A 17,582-nucleotide genomic window follows, 5' to 3' on the forward strand; every position below is an offset into this window, starting at 1 on the left:
AGGGAGACCCCCGTTCCATGCTGACGACCTTCGCGGTCACGGCGTTTGTAATGATCATGATTCCCGGGCCCGACCAGGCCCTGATCACCCGCAGCGCCCTCGCCTTCGGCCGTACCGCCGGCCTGCTGACCATGTTCGGCGGCCTGGTCGGCCTGACCGTCCACGCCACCGCCGCCGCCGTCGGGCTCTCCGCCCTGCTGCTGACCTCCGCGACCGCCTTCACCGCGCTGAAGGTCGTGGGCGTGGTCTATCTCCTCTGGCTGGGCGTGCAGTCGCTGCGCGCCGGCCGTCGTACGGCAGCCGCCGCCGTGGTGGCCTCCGAGGCCGTTCCGGAGCGGTGCCCCCCGCTCCGGCACATCCGCAACGGCCTGCTGTCGAACGTGCTCAACCCCAAGGTCGCGCTGTTCTTCGTGACGTTCCTGCCGCAGTTCCTGCCCACCCACGGCAACACCCTGGGCCGGGCCCTGCTGCTCTCGGCGATCTTCGCGGGGCTGTATCTCCTCTGGTTCAGTTTCTACAACGTCGTCGTGGCCCGCGTCGGCGCGCTGCTGCGCACACCCCGGGTGCGGGCCAGGATCGAGCAGGTCACCGGGGTGCTCCTGGTGGGCTTCGCCATCCGCCTGGCCTGGCAGCAGCCCTGACCCGGGGCGCTCGCGGTGCCCTCAGCGGGGGATGATCGGCAGCGTGATGAAGGAGTCGGGGAAGACGGACTGGTGCTGCGGGACCAGCTCGTGCCCGGCGGTCTCGGCGGAGGTGCGACCGGTGCCGGGATTGCGGTCGAAGCGCGGGAAGTTGGAGCTGGAGACCTCCACCCGGATGCGGTGACCGGCCTTGAAGACCTGGCTGGTGGCCACGAGGTCGATCTCGTGCCTCCCGGACGGCACCGAGGTCCGCACGATCCCGTCGATCACGCTCATCGCCCGGCCGTCGGGGTGCACGTCGACCAGCTTGGCCGTCCAGTCGGTGCCCGCCGCCGAGGTGGAGGCGTGCAGCGTCACCGACACCGGGCCGGTGACCTCCAGGTCCCCGGTCAGGACCTCGGTGGTGTAGCACAGCACGTCCGGGCGGAGCTCCACCTCGCGCTGGTCCTGGGGGCCGACGTTGGTCGGGTCGGGCAGCAGCAGCGGGCCGCCGACCGTGGGGACCGGGTCGCGGGGATCGAAGGTGAACGTGACCGGGTCCGCGGCGGCGGGAGCCTCGGGCGACAGCAGGCCGTCGGAGTGCAGGTGGTAGCGGGTGGGCACCGCGCGGGCCGGCGGCCAGGCCTCCTCGTCGCGCCAGACGTCGTCGCCCATCACGAAGATCTTCACCGCCGGGCCGGTGTCCTCGCCCTTGAGGAAGGCCAGCTGGCGCTGTTCCAGCCTGATCGCCTGCGCCGAGGAGAAGAACCCGAAGCCCAGCCGTCCGGTGCCGGTCCCCTGCGAGGTGTGCGACCAGGGGCCGATGACCAGCGGGCCGCCCAGCCGGCGGTGGTTCTCCAGGGTCCCGGACAGGAACACGTCGAACCAGCCCGCCACGTGCATGACCGGCACCTCGATCCGGTCGTGGCGGAGGGTCTCGGCCAGCTCCTGCCAGTAGGCGTCGCGCTCCGGGTGCGAGATCCAGTCCTGCCACCACGGGATCCCGCCGATGTCGCTCAGCGGGAGGGTGCGGGCCGCGGCGGCCGGGTCGCCCAGCATGGGCAGGATCGCGCCGAAACCGGCCCCGACGTCCTGTCCGGCCTCCCCGGCGTGCAGCAGGCCGAGCATGGCCTGCAACGTCCCCCAGTGCAGCGCCGAGCCCAGCGCGAACGCCCCGCCGTGGTACTTCAGCCCGTCGTGGAAGTCGTGCGGCGTCATCGTGGCGACCACCGCCTTCAGGCCCGGCGGGCGGGTGGCCGCCGCCTGCAGCGCGCACCCGGCCAGGTAGGACGTGCCGCTCATGACCACCTCGCCGTTCGACCAGGGCTGGGCGGTGATCCAGGCGATGGTGTCGTGGCCGTCGGGGCCCTCGTCCAGCCACGGCCGGAACTCCCCGTCGCTGCCGCCGCGCCCCCGGCAGTGCTGGAGCACCACCGCGAACCCGGCCTCCAGCGCGGGGACGACCGGGACCATCCGGAAGGTGCCCTCGCCGTACGGCGTGCGCACCAGCAGGGTGGGGAACGGCCCGCCCTCGGCCGGGCGGTGGAGGTCGGCGCGCAGGATCGTGCCGTCCCGCATCGGGATGGGGCTGTCGTGCTCGGCGGTCAGGGGGAGCGGGGGGCGGTTCAGCTTCGGCATGGCGGTTCCCTCCCGGGGGGTCGGGGCTCGGGGGACGGGCCGGTCAGGTCAGGTCACAGGGGTCGTAACGGATGGCGTCTCAGGTCAGGTCACAGGGGTCGTAACGGACGGCGTCTCAGGTCAGGGCGTAGGCGTCGTAGCGGACGGCGTCGGCGGTGCGGGCCCCCGAGGCCACCGCCAGGGTCCGGTTGAGCCACAGGTAACGGTCGTCGCCGGTCTCGAAGCGGCAGAACAGCCGGAAGTAGTACTCCGACGGGTCCACCGCCTCTCCCCGGGCCAGGCGGTCGAGGACCTCGCGGGGGCCGTGCCGCACTCCGGAGGTGGAGATGTAGAGGTGGGCGCCGTCGTGGGTGCGCAGCGTGTAGCGGGTGTCGATGCTGGCCATCCCGTCGGCGTGCAGGACCTGCCAGTCGGCCCCGCCGGGCAGCACGGTGCCCGACAGCCTGGGCCCCTCGAAGGACCCGCCGATGATGTTGATCACCCGGCGGCGGCCCCACTGCGAGTCGCCGAGGTCGAGGATCGGGTCGAGTTCCACGTGGAACGTGGCGAGCGGTTCGAGGTTCACCGTGGCCGCGCCCGGGCGCGACCCCAGGGACGTCTCGGGCGTCATCGCGTCACGCTCCAGGAGGGCCGCCCGTTGAGGGATGCGGGGTCGAACCCGGCCGTGCGCTTGTAGGAGGCGGCGATCGCGGCCCGCTCCGCGTGGGGGACGACCTCCTCGATGTCGTCGAAGCCGTCCGGCGCGCGCTCGTGGGCGAGCTTCATCACGACCTCCGGCCCCATCCGCCGGTTGGACAGCTGCAGGGCGGTCGTGGCGGGGCGCCGGGCCGCCTCGTAGGCCGCCGGGTCGCCGTGGGCCAGCGAGTGCGCGAGCACGCGGGCGTCGATGATCGCCTGGGAGGCGCCGTTGGAGCCGATCGGGTACATCGCGTGGGCCGCGTCGCCCAGCAGGGTGACGTTCCCCGAGGTCCAGTACGGCAGCGGCTCGCGGTCCACCATCGGGTACTCGTAGGCGGCGTCGGCCCCGGCGATGATCCCGGGCACGTCGAGCCAGTCGAAGCGCCAGTCCGCGAAGTGCCGCAGGATCTCCTTCAGGTCCGCCGGGCGGTTCCAGTCGCCCCGGCCGGGGGCCTCGCCGTCCAGGGGCCGCTCGGCGATCCAGTTGATCAGGGTGCGCCCGCCCGTCTCGATCGGGTAGGCGACGAACTTCTGCGTCCCGTCCCCGGCCATGATCATGGATCGCCCGGTCAGGAACGGCTCGCCGTACGTCATGCCGCGCCACAGGACCAGCCCGTTCCACGGGGGCGGTCCCTCGCCGGGGAACAGGTGCGCGCGGACCGCCGAGTTGATGCCGTCCGCCCCGATCAGCAGGTCCTCGTCGCCGGGGCCGGTGATCCTGCTCCCGGTCCGTACGGCCCGCGGGCCGAGCCGCTCGACCACGGCCTCCAGCAGCAGCATCTGCAGCCGCCCCCGGTGCACGGAGTACTGCGGCCAGGCGTATCCCGCGTCCAGGCCCCGGGGCTCGGACCAGATGGCGGTGCCGTACCGGTTGAAGTAGGCCAGCTCGGCGGTGGCCACCCCGATCTCCGCCAGCCGGTCGGCGAGGCCCAGTTCGGTCAGCTCCCGGACCGCGTGGGGGAGGAGGTTGATGCCCACGCCCAGGGGGCGGAGCTCCTGGGCGGCCTCGTGGACGGTGACGTCCTCGAACCCGGCGGCGTGCAGGCTCAGCGCGGCGCTCAGGCCGCCGATCCCGCCACCGGCGATGACGATGCGCACGGGACCTCCCTGGGGTTCACGGCCGTGAGAGAACTTTGTTATGGCCGAAACAATATTCCCGGGGGGCGGAGCCCTGCGCAAGACTTGTCCGGTGGAAACGGCGCGATCAGCAGGTACGGGACCGGGCACGCGGCACGGTGGCGGCACTCCGGGCGGCGCGGAGCCGCAGGCCGGCGGAGAGGATCCGGAGGGCGCGAGGACGGGGAGCGCGGAGACGGAGGGCGCGAGGACGGGGAGCGCGGAGACGGCGGATGGGGAACCGGCGGGCGGTGTTCTGGAGGGAGGCGGGGCGCCGGGGGAGAGGGCCGATCTGCGATATGCCGCGTACGCGCGGGACCGCCTGGCCGCGATGCCGCCCCCGGCCGACCCCGAGGCGTTCGAGCTGGCCTACAACCTGCTCCAGCTGGCCTATCTGCTCGTGACGGACCTGGAGATCCGCATCCACCGCCCGCGCGGCTGGACGCTGCCCGGCTTCCGGCTGATGTTCAAGCTCTGGCTGCTGGGCCCGACCCAGCCCGCCCGGCTCGCCGAGATCTCCGCGATGTCCCGCTCGGCGATGACCAACGCGGTCAACACCCTGCAACGCGACGGCCTGGTCGAGCGGCGCCCCGTGCCCGACGACCGCCGCGCGGTGACGGTCGCGCTGACGGCCAGGGGGGAGACCGCGGTCCAGGAGGCCTTCGCCGAGCAGACCCGCCGGGAGCAGCAGTGGTTCGCCCCACTGGAGCCGGGCGAACGCGCCACCCTCACCGCCCTGCTCGCCCGCGTCCTCGCCACCCGCCCGTCCGACGCCCCCTGACCGGGGTCAGGGCTCCTGGGAGAGGTCGAGTCTGGCGACGAGTTTCTTGGGGGCCACGGCGCGGTAGCTCTCTTCGATCCAGTCCAGGAGCACCTCGGTCTCGGGCAGGGTGCCCATCAGGGGGATCGTCACCCACCCGGCCTTGCCGAGGCCGTATCCGGAGGGTTCGACGCCGTCGAGGGCCAGGGCGTGGCCGTGGGACTCGGGAAGCTTGACCCCGACGGTGGGGTTCCACTTCTCGGTCGGTTCCTCGATGCCGAGGAAGACGAAGATCTTCTTGTTGACCTTGACGACGGTCTCGCCCCAGGGGTGGTCCTCGTACGCCTCGGGGAATCGCAGCGCGAACTCGCGCAGCGTCTCGCGAACCTCACGCCACTTCTCCATGCGGCCCATTGTGGCGGCGGGGTCCGACAATTCCACGGCGCCGGCCGGGGGTCAGGCGGGGCGGCGCCAGGAGCCGAGCACCCGGTCGATGTCCGCCCGGATCCGGTCGCGGGCCTCGGTCCGGGGCACCCCGGACATCAGCAGCCGGTCGTACTCGGTGTCGAGGTGGCGCACCGAGGCGACCACGGCGAGCGTGACGGCGTTCTCGTCGAGGACGCGGGCGGCGGCGGTACGGCCCACCCGGCCGCTGCCGCGCTGACCGGCGTGCCGGGCGATCTCCCCGGCCCGCTCCGGCGGGCAGCCGGGGAACAGGCGGCCGATCTCCTCGGCCATCCCGGCCTGGAAGCGCACGTCCTCCTCCGCCCGCCGCTCCCGGTCGCGCTCGCGGCGGCGCAGCCGTACCTCCTCGTCGGCCAGGCACCGCTCCTCGGCCAGCGCCAGCGCGGCCTCCTCCACCAGGATGCCCAGGCGTTCGTACCGTTTGCGCCGGGGGTTGAAGCGGACCACCACGGCGGCCAGCCCGCTCTCCTTCTTCGCCCGGCGGCTGAGCGCCGCATCGCCTGCGGGGAGGAAGACCAGATGGTCCAGGTCCGCGCAGGTCAGGCAGTGCGGAGCACCCTCCTCCATGATCAGGTAGGGGCCGGTGCCGCGGCAGTCGGCGCACGTCCACGCCTCCGGCGGCTCGACCACCGTCAGGTCGGGCGCCTTGCTCTGCCGTTCGGCCAGCCTCCTGCGCCGGGCCTCGCTCATCTCCGGGGAGACCCAGTGGACCCGGAAGGCGGCGTCGTCCCCCTCGGCGAGGAACCGGAGCGCGCCCCGGTCCCGGGCGGCCGACACGTAGGGGGTCTCGCTGGGCACGAGCCCCCGCTCCTCGGCCCAGCGCCGCAGGATCGCCACCGCGTCGGTCATCTTCGCGCCGTCCACGGCCGCGAGCTGCTCCAGCGCGCCCACCCGGCCCTGCCGCCAGGTGTCCACGTGCCGGGTGTGCAGCCAGCGCACCCCGGTGAGCACGTCGATCGCGGTCACGAACTTCCGCTGCGCGAGCGCGGCCTCCGCCGCCTCCGCCACCCGCCGGTCAAGCTTCGCCATCGCCCCAGCTTGCCGGAGCCGGACCCGGGCCGCACGCGGGTTCCCCGCCCGGACCCGGGCAGGCGGGCTCAGAAGTACCAGGGGAAGGGGCTCCAGTCGGGCTCCCGCTTCTCCAGGAACGCGTCACGGCCCTCGACGGCCTCGTCGGTCATGTAGGCCAGGCGGGTGGTCTCGCCCGCGAAGAGCTGCTGGCCGACGAGCCCGTCGTCGATCAGGTTGAAGGAGTACTTGAGCATGCGCTGGGCCGTCGGGCTCTTGCCGTTGATCTTCTTGGCCCACTCCAGCGCGGTCTTCTCCAGCTCCGCGTGCGGGACCACCGCGTTGACCATGCCCATCCGGTGGGCGTCCTCGGCGGTGTAGGTGTCGCCGAGGAAGAAGATCTCGCGGGCGAACTTCTGGCCCACCTGGCGGGCCAGGTAGGCCGAGCCGTACCCGCCGTCGAAGCTGCCCACGTCGGCGTCGGTCTGCTTGAAGCGGGCGTGCTCGCGGCTGGCGAGCGTCAGGTCGGCCACCACGTGCAGGCTGTGCCCGCCGCCCGCGGCCCAGCCGGGGACCACGCAGATCACGATCTTCGGCATGAAGCGGATCAGCCGCTGCACCTCCAGGATGTGCAGCCGTCCGGTCTTGGCCGGGTCGATCGTCTCGGCGGTCTCGCCCTCGGCGTACCGGTAGCCCTCGCGACCCCTGATGCGCTGGTCGCCGCCCGAGCAGAACGCCCATCCGCCGTCCCTGGGCGAGGGGCCGTTGCCGGTGAGCAGCACGCAGCCCACGTCGCTGCTCATCCGGGCGTGGTCGAGGGCGCGGTAGAGCTCGTCCACGGTCGAGGGCCGGAACGCGTTGCGCACCTCGGGCCGGTCGAAGGCGATCCGGACCGTCCCCTGGTCCACCGCGCGGTGGTAGGTGATGTCCTTGAAGTCGAATCCCTCGACCTCGCGCCACGCCGCGGGATCGAACAGCTCAGAGATCATGCGGTCACCCTATCCCGGGCTCTTTCCGCGCCGGCGGGCGACGGCCCGCGCAGCCGGTGGGCGAGAGTCCATCGGGCTAGTAGGCGACGGCCTGGGAGGTGAAACCCTTGGTCAGGAAGGGCTTCTTGAACTTCGGGAAGGCGACCGTCTCGACGTCGCCGTCGGAGGTGTAGCGTTCGTCGGCGTTCTTCTGCAGCCAGTCGAGCCAGGCGGTGGAGCAGAACCGGGAGCACTCGCTGCCCTTCTTGTCCATGGCGCGGATGCGCGGGATGCCCACCGGGTCGAAGTCCTTGTTGAACGGCGACGGCGCGGGGGTGTACCCGGCGCGGAAGACCCCGCCGTACTTGTAGGAGAAGTCCCCGGAGCGGCCCTTCAGACCCCATTCCTCGGTGCTGGGCTGGTTGCCGTACGGCAGGGCCAGCGTCACCGGGGCGGCCTCGATCAGATCCGTGATGAGCCGGTGCCCCGCGGAGATCTCCGCGGTCACCTCCTTCTTCGGCTTGCCCAGCAGGTTCTCGTGGTTCTTGGTGTGGTTGCCGATGTCGTAGCCGTTGTCGTGGAGCCACGACAGCATCTGCGTCTGCTCCTCCGGCGTGCTCTTGCCGAACATGTCGCGCGTCACGTAGAAGGTGGCCACCGGCCGGAACCCCGGGTTGTCCTTGGCGACGTCGGCCAGGATGGCGACGGCGGTGTCCGGCGCGGGCGTGCCCGTCCCGTCCAGGGTCAGCTGCGACGGCGAGGCGTCGTCGAAGGTGAGGACGACCGCGTGACGCCCCTCCGGGATGTCGATGCGCCCGGTGACGTACTCGGCCGCGGTGACCGGGACGTAGCCCTCCTTCGCCAGGCGCTCCAGCTCCGTGCGGAACTGCCGGGGGGTGCGGTCGTCCATGTTGGTGGGCTTGGCGACCACCCGGTGGTACATGAGGACGGGGATCTGACCCAGCTCGTTGGCCTTGGCCTTGGCGGCCTTGTCCGTTCTGGCCTTGGCGACGGCCGCCTTCTGGACCGCGGCGGCCGACGCCTTGGCCGCGGCCGTGACGCCTTTGTCCTCGGGCTCGTCGTCCCACGGCATGCACCCGGTGATGAGGGTGCCTGCCGCCACGACGGCCATACCGGCCCTGCCCACGCTAAGACGGCTCATCGCGTCTCCCCAGCTAACTGACGATACGCGCAGCTTGTCCCCGGCTGGTCTGCGGATTCATCTCCGTGTCCGGTAAAGACTTCATGAGTGATCGCGCATCCGGCCGGGGGACGGCGGACTCCGGGTTACGCGGGGACGGGTGCCGGGGCGGGAGCGGAGGGGGCCAGCGGCTTCTTGGCCGGGACCCGCGCGACGGAAGTCTTCGCGGGGGCCTTGGCGGGAGTCTTGGCCGGGACCTTCACGGATTCCTTCGCCGGCTCTCTCACCGGCTCCTCCATCCGGGCGGCGGCGGGCTTGCCGACGGCCTCCGGCTGCGGGATCCGGATCTCGATCGCGTCGAGGTGGCCGCCGTGGTGGTCGTGGCGGTCGGCGTCGGCGTCGTCGAACCACACACCGCCGTCGGCGAGATAGCGGAAGCAGATGCCCTCGCCGGCGGGGACGGTGACGGTCACCTGGTAGGTGCCGTCGTTTTTGCGCTGCATCGGGTGAGCGTAGGGATTCCAGCCGTTGAAGTCGCCGACAAGGGAGATCCCGCCGGGGGCCCGGTCGGCCGGAACGGTGAAGGTGAGCTTGACCTGCCCGTTCTTGGTCGGCTTGCCGCGCTTGATCATTGAAGTCCTCCTGAACAACTCACTGCTTGACTGTTCTCACGGCCGTCACCTCGGCGACGGGAGGACGCACGGGTGTCCTCGCCCGGATACGCGCGCGCTGCTGTGCGCGTCACACCGGAGAGGACCCCGTGCCGATCACGGAGAGGTGGGATCCACGGCGTGCGGGCCGATGCGGACCATGAGAATCCTCATCTCTGCTCCCCGGGGAGCGCCCGGGACACGCAGGTCGTTGGAGAGGATTTACGCCGCCGTGCCGCTATCGCGACTTGCTTACGACGGCGGGCACGGCGGGCGGATGATCAGTAGGGGTCGGTGACGCTGAAGTAGCGGCGGGGGACGTCGACGAGCATCGTGGTGATCTGCTCCTCGGTGACCCCGTGCTCGCGCAGGTAGGGCAGCACCTCCTGGCCGATGTGCAGATAGTGCCACTGGGGCAGGAAGGCCAGGATGTTCGGGTCGATCCAGTCGATGTAGCAGGAGGCGTCCTGCGAGAGCACCATCTGCCCGGCGAAGCCGCGCCGGCACATCTCGACGACGATGTCGGCGCGGGCCTCGAAGGTGGTGTCGAGGTTGATGCCGAAGCGGTCCATGCCGAGGATGAAACCGGCCTCGGCCAGCTCGGTGAGGTGGTCGGCGTCGGTGGTGTCGCCGCTGTGCCCGAGCACGACGCGGCGCGGGTCGACGCCCTCCTCGTCGCAGAGCACCCGCTTGACCTCCAGCCCGGTACGGCTGCCCGGGTGCGTGTGCACCGTGACGGGCGCCCCGGTCCGGCGGTGCGCCTTGGCCACCGCCCGCATCACCCGCTCCACGCCGCCGGTCATGCCGGCGTGGTCGATGGCGCACTTGAGGAAGCTCGCCCGCACGCCGGTGCCGGCGATGCCGTCGACGATGTCGCCGACGAACATGTCGACCATCGGGTCGGGCAGCTCCGTGCCGAGCGCGGCGTTGAGCGCCGGGCCCCGGTAGTGGAAGAAGAACGGGACGTCGCCGTAGGTGTAGCAGCCGGTCGCCACGACGATGTTGAGCTCGGGGACCTGCTCGGCGATGCGCTTGATGCGCGGGATGTACCTGCCCAGGCCGATGACGGTCGGGTCGACGATCGTGCGCACGCCCTGGGCCGCCAGCGCCTGCAGTTTGCCGACCGCGTCGGCGACGCGCTTGTCCTCGTCGCCCCACTCCTCCGGGTGGTTCTGCTGCACGTCGGGCGTGAGCACGAACACGTGCTCGTGCATGTACGTGCGGCCGAGGTCGGCGGTGTCGACGGGACCGCGGACGGTGTTGACCTGGGGCATGTGACGTCCCTCCCGCCGGGCGGCGGCCGGCCGCTTCACCGGCGTCTCACGTGACGAGGAGCTGTTCCGTGAGCGTACCGACCGTTTGGTATGTTGTCACCGCCCTCGAAGAAGGAGTTTCCCGTGCCCATCGCCCCCGGTGTCCCGCAGGAGATCGCATGAGCGCCTCCCCCGTCCGTGAGGAGGCCGGCGAGGTCCGCCGGGAGGACGCGTTCGACGTGGCCGCGCTGCACGCCTGGCTGTCGGCCAGGATGCCGGACCTGGACGGGCCGCCGCAGGTGCGGCAGTTCGGCGGCGGGGTGTCGAACCTGACCTACCTGCTCCGGTACGGCTCGCGCGACCTGATCATGCGCCGCCCGCCGCGCGGCCACAAGGCCGCCTCCGCCCACGACATGCGGCGCGAGTTCACGGTGCAGCGGCAGCTCAAGCCGCACTTCGGCGCGGTCCCGGAGATGCTCGCCTTCTGCGACGATCCGGCGGTGCTGGGCGGCGAGTTCTACGTGATGGAGCGCGTCGAGGGGACGATCCTGCGCCGCGAGCTCCCGGCGGGGGTCACGCTCGGCCCGGACCAGGCCCGGGACCTGGGCCACACCGTGGTCGACACCCTGGCCGACCTGCACGCCGTGGACCCGGAGACGGCGGGCCTCGGCGACCTGGGCAAGGGGCCGGGATACGTGCGGCGGCAGGTCGAGGGCTGGTCGCGCCGCTACCGGGGCGCGCTGACCGACGACGTGCCGGACGGCGAGGCCGTGATGGCGTGGCTGGAGGAGCACCGGCCGGACGACGTCGCGACCCGGCTGATCCACAACGACTGGAAGCTCGACAACCTGGTCCTGGACCTGGACGGGACCCCGCGGGTGGTGGGCGTCCTGGACTGGGAGATGGCCACCGTCGGCGACCCGCTGATGGAGCTGGGCTCGGCCATGGCCTACTGGATCACCGCGGACGACGACGAGCTGTACGGCCTGCTGCGCCGCCAGCCCACGCACCTGCCCGGGATGCCGACGCGGGAGCGGTTCGTGGCGCGCTATCTGTCGCGGACCGGCCTGCCCATGGGCCGGTGGGAGTTCTACGAGGTGTTCGGGCTGTTCCGGCTGGCGGTGATCGCCCAGCAGATCTGGTTCCGTTACCGGGCGGGTCAGACCACCAACCCGGCGTTCGCCGGGTTCGGGGACGCGGTGCGGATCCTGGTCGCCAGGGCCTCGTCCCTGGCCGGAGTCGGCGGTCCCGCCGGGCCCTGACGCGATCCTGGCCGGCCCTGACGCGGCCCGGCCGGCCCGTCACCGGGGCGTACGGCTCGACACGCCGATATGACCGGGTTCGTCCTTCAGTTCCCCGCGCGCCGCGGGGAGCGCCGGATACGATCCCCGGCATGACGGTGACGGTGTTGACGGGGGCGGGGATCTCCACCGAATCCGGGATCCCGGACTATCGCGGCCCGAAGGGGCTGTGGACCACGGATCCCGGCTACGAGAAGCTCGTCACCTACGACTACTACATGGCCGACCCGGACATCCGGCGCCGGTCGTGGCTGTTCCGCCGCGACAGCCCCGCCTGGGAGGCCGAGCCGAACGCCGCGCACCGGGCCCTGGCCGCCCTGCCGGACGCCTGGATCGTCACCCAGAACGTCGACGGCCTGCACCAGCGGGCGGGCTCGCCGCCGGAGCGGGTGCTGGAGCTGCACGGCAACATGTTCGGCGCGGTGTGCACGGCGTGCGGGGCCCGCTCGACGACCCGCGAGGCGATCGACCGGATCCTGGCGGGAGAGGACGACCCGGCCTGCCAGGAGTGCGGCGGCATCCTGAAGACCACCACGGTGATGTTCGGCCAGTCCCTCGACCGGCACGTCCTGCTGGAGGCGATCAGGCTGGCCGGGGAGTGCGAGGTGTTCCTGGCCGTCGGCACCTCCCTGCAGGTGCAGCCCGCCGCGTCGCTGGCGCGGGTCGCGGCCGAGGCGGGCGCCCGGCTGGTGATCGTCAACGGTGAGCCGACGCCGTACGACCACATGGCGGACGAAGTGATCAACGAGCCGATCGGCGTCGCCGTACCCCGTCTGTGCGCCTCCCTCTCCTGAGAGGCGCCCACCCCGGGAGCACGGAGTTTCCGGCTCCCCTCCCGGCTCCCTGGCGAACCGACCGGTCGGTACGGTAGGAATGCAGTGACCGTTCGCCCGCGGGCCGTCCTGAAGGGGTTCCCATGGCCATCGACTTCACCCTCGCCCCCGAGCACGAAGAGATCCGCCGCCGCGTCCGGGCCTTCATCCAGGAGACCGTCATCCCGGCCGTCAAGGACTTCGACGACGAGGGGAAGGTCACCAGCCGGGAGGAGTACATCCATGCCATCCTGGAGCTGCGCGGCAAGGCGCAGGCCGAGGGGCTGTGGCTGCCGCACATGCCCGAGGAGTGGGGCGGCATGGGACTGGGCCACGTCGAGCTGGCCATGGTCCAGTCCGAGGCCGCCAAGACCCGGCTGGGACCGTGGATCCTCAACTGCGCCGCCCCCGACGAGGGCAACATGCACACGCTGCTGCACTGGGGGACCGACGAGCAGAAGGAGAAGTACCTCAGGCCGCTGCTCCAGGGCGTGAAGATGTCGTGCTTCGCCATGACCGAGCCCGAGGTCGCCGGCTCCGACCCCACGCTCATCCGCACGAACGCCGTCAAGGACGGCGACGAGTGGGTCATCAACGGCCACAAGTGGTTCATCTCCAACGCCCGCCGCGCGAGCTTCGCCATCCTGATCGCCAAGACCGAGCTCGACGTGCCGGAGGGCTCCCGCGGCGCCAACACCGCCTTCCTCATCGACCTGCCGCAGGAGGGCTGGAACGACGTCCGCGAGGTCGAGACGATGCACGGCTCGACCGGGCACAGCGAGATCGTCATCACCGACCTGCGGGTGCCCGACAGCCAGATCCTCGGCGGGCGCGGCAACGGCCACCGCCTGGGCCAGTACCGGCTGGGCCCGGCCCGGCTGGCGCACTGCATGCGCTGGATCTCCCAGGCCGAGACGGCGCTCGACATGATGGTGGAGCGGGCGCTCAACCGCTACAGCCACGGCTCGCTGCTGGCCGACAAACAGGGCATCCAGTGGCTGATCGCCGACTCGGCCATGGAGCTGTACCAGTGCAAGCTCATGGTGCTGCACGCCGCCTCGAAGATCGACAAGGGTGAGGACTTCCGTACCGAGGTCTCGATGGCCAAGCACTTCGTGGCCAACAGCCTCAACCGGATCGTGGACCGGGCGATCCAGGTGCACGGCGCCCTGGGCTACTCCACCGACACCCCGCTGGCCCACATGTTCCAGCACGCCCGCTGGGCCCGCTTCGCGGACGGGGCCGACGAGATCCACCAGATGCGCATCGCCGAGCGCACGATCGCGGCCTACCAGGCCACGGGTTCGACCAACGCCGCCACGGGAGGGCTGCCGCTGTGAGCCGGATCGGAGACAGGTTCGCCGGAGAGGGCGCGGGACTGCTCAGCGGAGTGGGGACGGGCGCGCCCGCGCAGGAGTTCTCCACCGTACGGAGCGATCGGCTGGAGGGCCGGGTCGCGCTGGTCACCGGGGGCGGCAACGGCATCGGCGCCGCGGTGGCCCGGCGGCTGGCCGCGGGCGGGGCCGAGGTCGTCCTCGCCGACGTCGACGACGCGGCGGGCAAGGAGGTCGCCGACGAGATCGGCGCGGTCTTCGTGCACTGCGACGTGTCGCGGCTGGAGGACAACAAGGCCGCGGTCGCCACCGCCGTCGAGCGGTACGGCCGGCTCGACCTGGCCTTCCTCAACGCCGGCATCTCCTCGGGCTGCGGCCTGCTGGAGGACTTCGACATCGAGCGCTACCGCCTGGCGATGGGCGTCAACCTCGACGGCGTCGTGTTCGGCGCGCACGCCGCGATCCCGGCGCTGCGGGCCGCGGGGGGCGGGACGATCGTGGCGACCGCGAGCATGGCGGGCATCGTCGGCATCCCGTCCGACCCCGTCTACGCGGCCAACAAGCACGCCGTGGTCGGGCTCGTGCGCTCGCTGGCCCAGGACCTCGCACCGCTGGGGGTCAAGGTCCAGGGCCTGTGCCCGTCGTTCGCCGACACGGCGATCCTGGGCGAGGGCAAGGCGCTGCTGGAGCAGATCGGGTTCCCGATCCTGGAGGTCTCCGAGGTCGTCGACACGTTCTTCCGGCTGCTCGACAGCGAGGGCACCGGCGAGTGCTGGTTCGTCATCCCGGGACGGGAGAGCCAGCCCTTCGCCTTCCGCCGGGCCCCGGGCCCGCGCGCCTGACCCGCCGGAACCCCGCCGGGGACGCGAGACCCGGGCGGGGCGCCGGCGGAGGGTCGGGCGGCCGTCACTCGGGATGGTTGGCGGCCGTGCCGCCGACGCCGAAGGAGGTGCCGACGCCGTCGTAGGCGAAGTGCAGCACCATGCCCGCGACGGCGTGGGTGAGGTCGTGGCAGTGGGCGAGCCAGAGGCCGGGGTTGTCGGCGCGCAGCGCGACCTGCCACACCTCGCCGGGCTGGACGTCGAAGGTGTCCAGCCACAGCGGGCCGCCATCCGGCGGCTTCCCGTCACGGGACAGGACGAGCACGTGATGGCCGTGCGGATGCATGGGGTGGGTGTCGGCCCCCCGGTTGACCACGGTGAGGCGGACCAGCTCGCCCTCGCGGACCCGCAGCGGCGGCACATGCGGGAAGACCTCGCCGTCGACGGTGTGGGCGTACTGCGGCACGCCGCCGACGAACCTGAACTGGCGGTCGAGCACCATCGTGTAGTCGCGGTCGAACGCCTCGGGCGGGACGGGCGCGCCGTAGGCGAGCGGGCCGAACTCCTCCGGCGGCGGGGCGGGGGTGCCGTAGGCGAGCGGATCGAACACCGGGGCGTCGCCGGGCGGGGCCGTACCGGGTGCGGAGGGGCCGCCGCCCGGTGAGGCGGTCGCGGGCGGGGCCGTGCCCGGGGGCAGCAGGGCCAGGCCCGTCCGCGGGGCTCCTTCGACGGAGAGCCGCACCGGCCGGGCGGGCATGGTGAAGGCGAGGTCGTAGCGGGACCCGGCGGGCACCCTGAGCACCACGCCGGACACCTCGGACGGCCCGGCCAGGTCCCGGCCGTCGATCGCCACCACCCGGAACGGGGAGCCGTCCAGCCGGAGCCGGTGCGGGACCGAGTCGGTGTTCACCAGCCGGAGGCGGACCGGAGTCCCCGCGGGGGTCTCGCGCGTGTCGATCAGGTCGGTGGCGCCGAGCGTCGTGGCGCCGGCGAAGGTGTGCACGGGCAGGGTGAGGTCGAGGCCGGCGGCGCCGGATCCGGAGGCGTCGCTCGTGGTGCGGCCTGAATCGGAGGGGGCGCTCGTGGCGCGGCCCGGACCGGAGGGATCGCTCGTGGCGCGGCCCGGACCGGAGGGATCGCTCGTGGCGCGGCCCGGGCCGGAGATGCCGGCCGCGGTGCCGCCGGGTTCGGGGGTCCCACCGTTCGCCGCGGGCGGGCGGGGGAGGACGACGAGCGTGCCGAACAGCCCCCGGGGGACGGCCTCGGCCGGATTCTGGTGGCTGTGGTACCAGTAGGTCCCCGGGACGTCGGCGCGGAAGCGGTAGGTGAAGGCGCCGCCCGGCATGACGGCGTCCTGCGTCACACCGGCCACCCCGTCCTCGCCGTTGGGCACGTCGTATCCGTGCCAGTGCAGGCTCACCCCGGCGGCGATGTCGGCGTTGCGCAGCCGGACCTCCACCAGGTCGCCCTCCGCGGCGGTCAGGGCCGGACCGGGCAGGGAACCGAAGGTCCAGGCGTCCAGGGTCCGTCCCGAGGGGAGCGTGACCCGCTCCTGGCGGGCGGTGAGGGCGAAGCGCCGCACCGGTCCCGCCGCGTCGGAGGGCGTGCGCAGCCCGGCCACGGACACGCCGCCCGGGTGCGTGCCGTCGCCCGGGTGGGCGCTGCCCGACTGTGCGCTGTCCGGGTGGGCGCCGTCTCCGTGGGTGCTGCCCGGTTGTGCGTTGTCCGGGTGGGCGCCGTGCGCGTGGCCGCTTTCGAGGTCGGAGGTGCGCGACCAGGCGGCGCCCACGGGGGCCGCCACCGCGAGTACGCAGACCAGCCCGAGCGCCCCCACCGCGACGGGCCGGCCGCGCCCGCCGGCCGTCAGCCGGGTGATCCCCGCGGCCGCCGCCACGAGGGTCACCAGGACGATCCCGGAGACCGGGGTCGCCGGGTAGCCCACGACCAGGGAGACGACGAGGCCCGCCGCCGCGCCGTACCCGGTGGTGAGCAGCGCGGTCCGTACGGCCGGCGACGGCGATGCCGGGACAGGCCGCGCCGCCCTCGCCGGTTGCGCGGCGTGCTCCCGTACCGCCCCCGCGGGTTGCGCGGCGTGTCCCCGTACCGCCGCGACCAGGAAGGGGACAGTGAGCGGCACCGCCACCAGGGCGGGGAGGACCACCAGCGGCAGCGCCAGCACCGCCTTCTCCTGGGCGAACCACCAGCCCTCGGCGGCCAGGGCCGCCACGACCGCGATCCGCCCCGCGGTCGCGAGGACGGCGAGGCCGGTCAGGGCCGCCCCGATGAGCGCACCGCGCCGTCCGGCCCCCTCCCGCCGGACGGCCACGGTGATGCCCGCGCCCAGCCAGAGCCCCGCGACCAGGACGGTCAGGGCCAGGTCCAGGGCGAGAAGGGTGCGGATCATCGCTGGTCCGGGAAGGTCTGCGGGGAGTCACCGGCTGCCTGGACGCGCTCCGGGAGCGGGACGGCCCGGGAGGCTCCGGATCCGTCAGGGGAGGGCTCCAAGGGGACCCCGGAGACCCCGGAGACCCCGGGGGCCTCGGCGGGCGCCGGGGCCAGGCCGGCCTCCGCGTGGGCCCGCGCCCGCCGTACCAGCAGGATGCAGACCCACAGGATCACGAGCCCGTTGACCGCGTGCAGGCCGAGGATGGCCTGGCCGACGACGTTCGTCTGCTCCTCGGAGGACCCGGTGACGGCCGCCAGGAGGAACCAGACGATCTGCAGGACGATGAGGCCGAAGGGCAGGAGGGTGAACCCGATCAGGCGGCCGGGCGCCTTCGCGATCGCGGCCGTGATCGTCGCCAGGATGACCAGGATGGGGATGGCGCCCGAGCCGTTGATCCGGTGCATGATGAACTGCGAGTCGTTCTCCGGCGTGGTGAAGACGCCGAACGCGGCGAAATAGAACTGGATCACGACCGCGCCCAGCAGGAGCACGCACAGGACGACGTACGCCTGGCGCGCGAACGAGGGCCGGGCCGGCCGTGCCGTTGGAGTGCCGGTCATGAGTGCCTCCG

At 72.6% G+C, this 17,582-nt stretch carries 17 protein-coding genes; 6 read left to right on the forward strand and 11 right to left on the reverse strand.

Translation table 11 applies throughout. The annotated features are described in order from the left end of the window. Positions 1 to 17: 17 nt before the first annotated feature. Positions 18 to 641: a LysE family translocator gene (locus tag Pta02_RS01585; RefSeq protein WP_203872787.1), complete on the forward strand. Its 624-nt coding sequence runs from the start codon at positions 18 to 20 to the stop codon at positions 639 to 641. 21 nt (positions 642 to 662) lie between these two features. On the opposite strand, the gene Pta02_RS01590 is transcribed toward Pta02_RS01585, so the two are convergent. The 3 genes from Pta02_RS01590 to Pta02_RS01600 form a co-directional block, all read right to left on the reverse strand. Then, positions 663 to 2,258, reverse strand: coding sequence for a CocE/NonD family hydrolase (locus Pta02_RS01590; RefSeq protein WP_203872788.1), 1,596 nt, complete (start codon positions 2,256 to 2,258; stop codon positions 663 to 665). 115 nt (positions 2,259 to 2,373) lie between these two features. Then, the gene (locus tag Pta02_RS01595) at positions 2,374 to 2,868 is read right to left on the reverse strand and encodes a DUF3237 domain-containing protein (protein ID WP_203872789.1); all 495 of its coding nucleotides are present in this window, start codon (positions 2,866 to 2,868) and stop codon (positions 2,374 to 2,376) included. Next, the gene (locus Pta02_RS01600; protein ID WP_203872790.1) at positions 2,865 to 4,034 is read right to left on the reverse strand and encodes a flavin-dependent oxidoreductase; all 1,170 of its coding nucleotides are present in this window, start codon (positions 4,032 to 4,034) and stop codon (positions 2,865 to 2,867) included. Before Pta02_RS01600 ends, Pta02_RS01595 begins: the two co-directional genes overlap by 4 nt. Before the next feature lie 349 nt (positions 4,035 to 4,383). Here Pta02_RS01600 and Pta02_RS01605 point away from each other — a divergent pair, with 349 nt between their 5' ends. Further along, complete coding sequence (locus Pta02_RS01605) at positions 4,384 to 4,833, forward strand: MarR family winged helix-turn-helix transcriptional regulator (protein WP_203872791.1); 450 nt, start codon at positions 4,384 to 4,386, stop codon at positions 4,831 to 4,833. Between the two features lie 6 nt (positions 4,834 to 4,839). On the opposite strand, the gene Pta02_RS01610 is transcribed toward Pta02_RS01605, so the two are convergent. The 6 genes from Pta02_RS01610 to Pta02_RS01635 form a co-directional block, all read right to left on the reverse strand. Next, positions 4,840 to 5,217 carry an MmcQ/YjbR family DNA-binding protein gene (locus Pta02_RS01610; protein WP_203872792.1) on the reverse strand — a complete coding sequence of 126 codons (378 nt, stop codon included), beginning with the start codon at positions 5,215 to 5,217 and terminating at the stop codon, positions 4,840 to 4,842. Between the two features lie 51 nt (positions 5,218 to 5,268). Next, a complete protein-coding gene (locus Pta02_RS01615; RefSeq protein ID WP_203872793.1) occupies positions 5,269 to 6,306 on the reverse strand; it encodes a DUF2293 domain-containing protein in 1,038 nt (345 codons plus the stop codon). Between the two features lie 68 nt (positions 6,307 to 6,374). After that, on the reverse strand, positions 6,375 to 7,274 hold the full coding sequence (locus tag Pta02_RS01620) for a 1,4-dihydroxy-2-naphthoyl-CoA synthase (RefSeq protein WP_203872794.1): 900 nt from the start codon (positions 7,272 to 7,274) through the stop codon (positions 6,375 to 6,377). 76 nt (positions 7,275 to 7,350) lie between these two features. Then, the gene (locus Pta02_RS01625) at positions 7,351 to 8,415 is read right to left on the reverse strand and encodes a polysaccharide deacetylase family protein (RefSeq protein WP_203872795.1); all 1,065 of its coding nucleotides are present in this window, start codon (positions 8,413 to 8,415) and stop codon (positions 7,351 to 7,353) included. 125 nt (positions 8,416 to 8,540) lie between these two features. After that, positions 8,541 to 9,026, reverse strand: a complete 486-nt coding sequence (locus Pta02_RS01630) for an isoamylase early set domain-containing protein (protein WP_203872796.1) — start codon at positions 9,024 to 9,026, stop codon at positions 8,541 to 8,543. Positions 9,027 to 9,325: 299 nt separating this feature from the next. Beyond that, the gene (locus tag Pta02_RS01635) at positions 9,326 to 10,318 is read right to left on the reverse strand and encodes a phosphotriesterase family protein (protein WP_203872797.1); all 993 of its coding nucleotides are present in this window, start codon (positions 10,316 to 10,318) and stop codon (positions 9,326 to 9,328) included. Between the two features lie 158 nt (positions 10,319 to 10,476). Between Pta02_RS01635 and Pta02_RS01640 the strand changes: the two genes are divergently transcribed. From Pta02_RS01640 to Pta02_RS01655, 4 genes are all read left to right on the forward strand, one after another. After that, positions 10,477 to 11,559: a phosphotransferase family protein gene (locus Pta02_RS01640; RefSeq protein WP_203872798.1), complete on the forward strand. Its 1,083-nt coding sequence runs from the start codon at positions 10,477 to 10,479 to the stop codon at positions 11,557 to 11,559. Positions 11,560 to 11,690: 131 nt separating this feature from the next. Further along, positions 11,691 to 12,392, forward strand: coding sequence for an SIR2 family NAD-dependent protein deacylase (locus tag Pta02_RS01645; RefSeq protein ID WP_203872799.1), 702 nt, complete (start codon positions 11,691 to 11,693; stop codon positions 12,390 to 12,392). Positions 12,393 to 12,514: 122 nt separating this feature from the next. After that, positions 12,515 to 13,750 carry an acyl-CoA dehydrogenase family protein gene (locus tag Pta02_RS01650; RefSeq protein WP_203872800.1) on the forward strand — a complete coding sequence of 412 codons (1,236 nt, stop codon included), beginning with the start codon at positions 12,515 to 12,517 and terminating at the stop codon, positions 13,748 to 13,750. Further along, positions 13,747 to 14,586, forward strand: coding sequence for an SDR family oxidoreductase (locus tag Pta02_RS01655; protein WP_239129249.1), 840 nt, complete (start codon positions 13,747 to 13,749; stop codon positions 14,584 to 14,586). Before Pta02_RS01650 ends, Pta02_RS01655 begins: the two co-directional genes overlap by 4 nt. Before the next feature lie 64 nt (positions 14,587 to 14,650). On the opposite strand, the gene Pta02_RS01660 is transcribed toward Pta02_RS01655, so the two are convergent. Both Pta02_RS01660 and Pta02_RS01665 read right to left on the reverse strand, forming a co-directional pair. Beyond that, positions 14,651 to 16,969 (reverse strand): multicopper oxidase family protein, encoded by a 2,319-nt coding sequence (locus Pta02_RS01660; protein ID WP_203872801.1) that lies wholly within the window; start codon positions 16,967 to 16,969, stop codon positions 14,651 to 14,653. Further along, the gene (locus Pta02_RS01665; RefSeq protein WP_203872802.1) at positions 16,966 to 17,571 is read right to left on the reverse strand and encodes a DUF6220 domain-containing protein; all 606 of its coding nucleotides are present in this window, start codon (positions 17,569 to 17,571) and stop codon (positions 16,966 to 16,968) included. Before Pta02_RS01665 ends, Pta02_RS01660 begins: the two co-directional genes overlap by 4 nt. Between the last annotated feature and the right edge of the window lie 11 nt (positions 17,572 to 17,582).

Source organism: Paraplanobispora takensis (assembly GCF_016863195.1).
Classification (GTDB): domain Bacteria; phylum Actinomycetota; class Actinomycetes; order Streptosporangiales; family Streptosporangiaceae; genus Planobispora; species Planobispora takensis.

Coding starts and splice junctions, on each gene's coding strand:
- Pta02_RS01650 (WP_203872800.1), top strand. CDS start 12,515: ATGGCCATCGACTTCACCCTCGCCCCCGAGCACGAAGAGATCCGCCGC.
- Pta02_RS01615 (WP_203872793.1), bottom strand. CDS start 6,306: ATGGCGAAGCTTGACCGGCGGGTGGCGGAGGCGGCGGAGGCCGCGCTC.
- Pta02_RS01625 (WP_203872795.1), bottom strand. CDS start 8,415: ATGAGCCGTCTTAGCGTGGGCAGGGCCGGTATGGCCGTCGTGGCGGCA.
- Pta02_RS01635 (WP_203872797.1), bottom strand. CDS start 10,318: ATGCCCCAGGTCAACACCGTCCGCGGTCCCGTCGACACCGCCGACCTC.
- Pta02_RS01640 (WP_203872798.1), top strand. CDS start 10,477: ATGAGCGCCTCCCCCGTCCGTGAGGAGGCCGGCGAGGTCCGCCGGGAG.
- Pta02_RS01620 (WP_203872794.1), bottom strand. CDS start 7,274: ATGATCTCTGAGCTGTTCGATCCCGCGGCGTGGCGCGAGGTCGAGGGA.
- Pta02_RS01590 (WP_203872788.1), bottom strand. CDS start 2,258: ATGCCGAAGCTGAACCGCCCCCCGCTCCCCCTGACCGCCGAGCACGAC.
- Pta02_RS01585 (WP_203872787.1), top strand. CDS start 18: ATGCTGACGACCTTCGCGGTCACGGCGTTTGTAATGATCATGATTCCC.
- Pta02_RS01645 (WP_203872799.1), top strand. CDS start 11,691: ATGACGGTGACGGTGTTGACGGGGGCGGGGATCTCCACCGAATCCGGG.
- Pta02_RS01660 (WP_203872801.1), bottom strand. CDS start 16,969: ATGATCCGCACCCTTCTCGCCCTGGACCTGGCCCTGACCGTCCTGGTC.
- Pta02_RS01630 (WP_203872796.1), bottom strand. CDS start 9,026: ATGATCAAGCGCGGCAAGCCGACCAAGAACGGGCAGGTCAAGCTCACC.
- Pta02_RS01610 (WP_203872792.1), bottom strand. CDS start 5,217: ATGGAGAAGTGGCGTGAGGTTCGCGAGACGCTGCGCGAGTTCGCGCTG.
- Pta02_RS01665 (WP_203872802.1), bottom strand. CDS start 17,571: ATGACCGGCACTCCAACGGCACGGCCGGCCCGGCCCTCGTTCGCGCGC.
- Pta02_RS01605 (WP_203872791.1), top strand. CDS start 4,384: ATGCCGCCCCCGGCCGACCCCGAGGCGTTCGAGCTGGCCTACAACCTG.
- Pta02_RS01595 (WP_203872789.1), bottom strand. CDS start 2,868: ATGACGCCCGAGACGTCCCTGGGGTCGCGCCCGGGCGCGGCCACGGTG.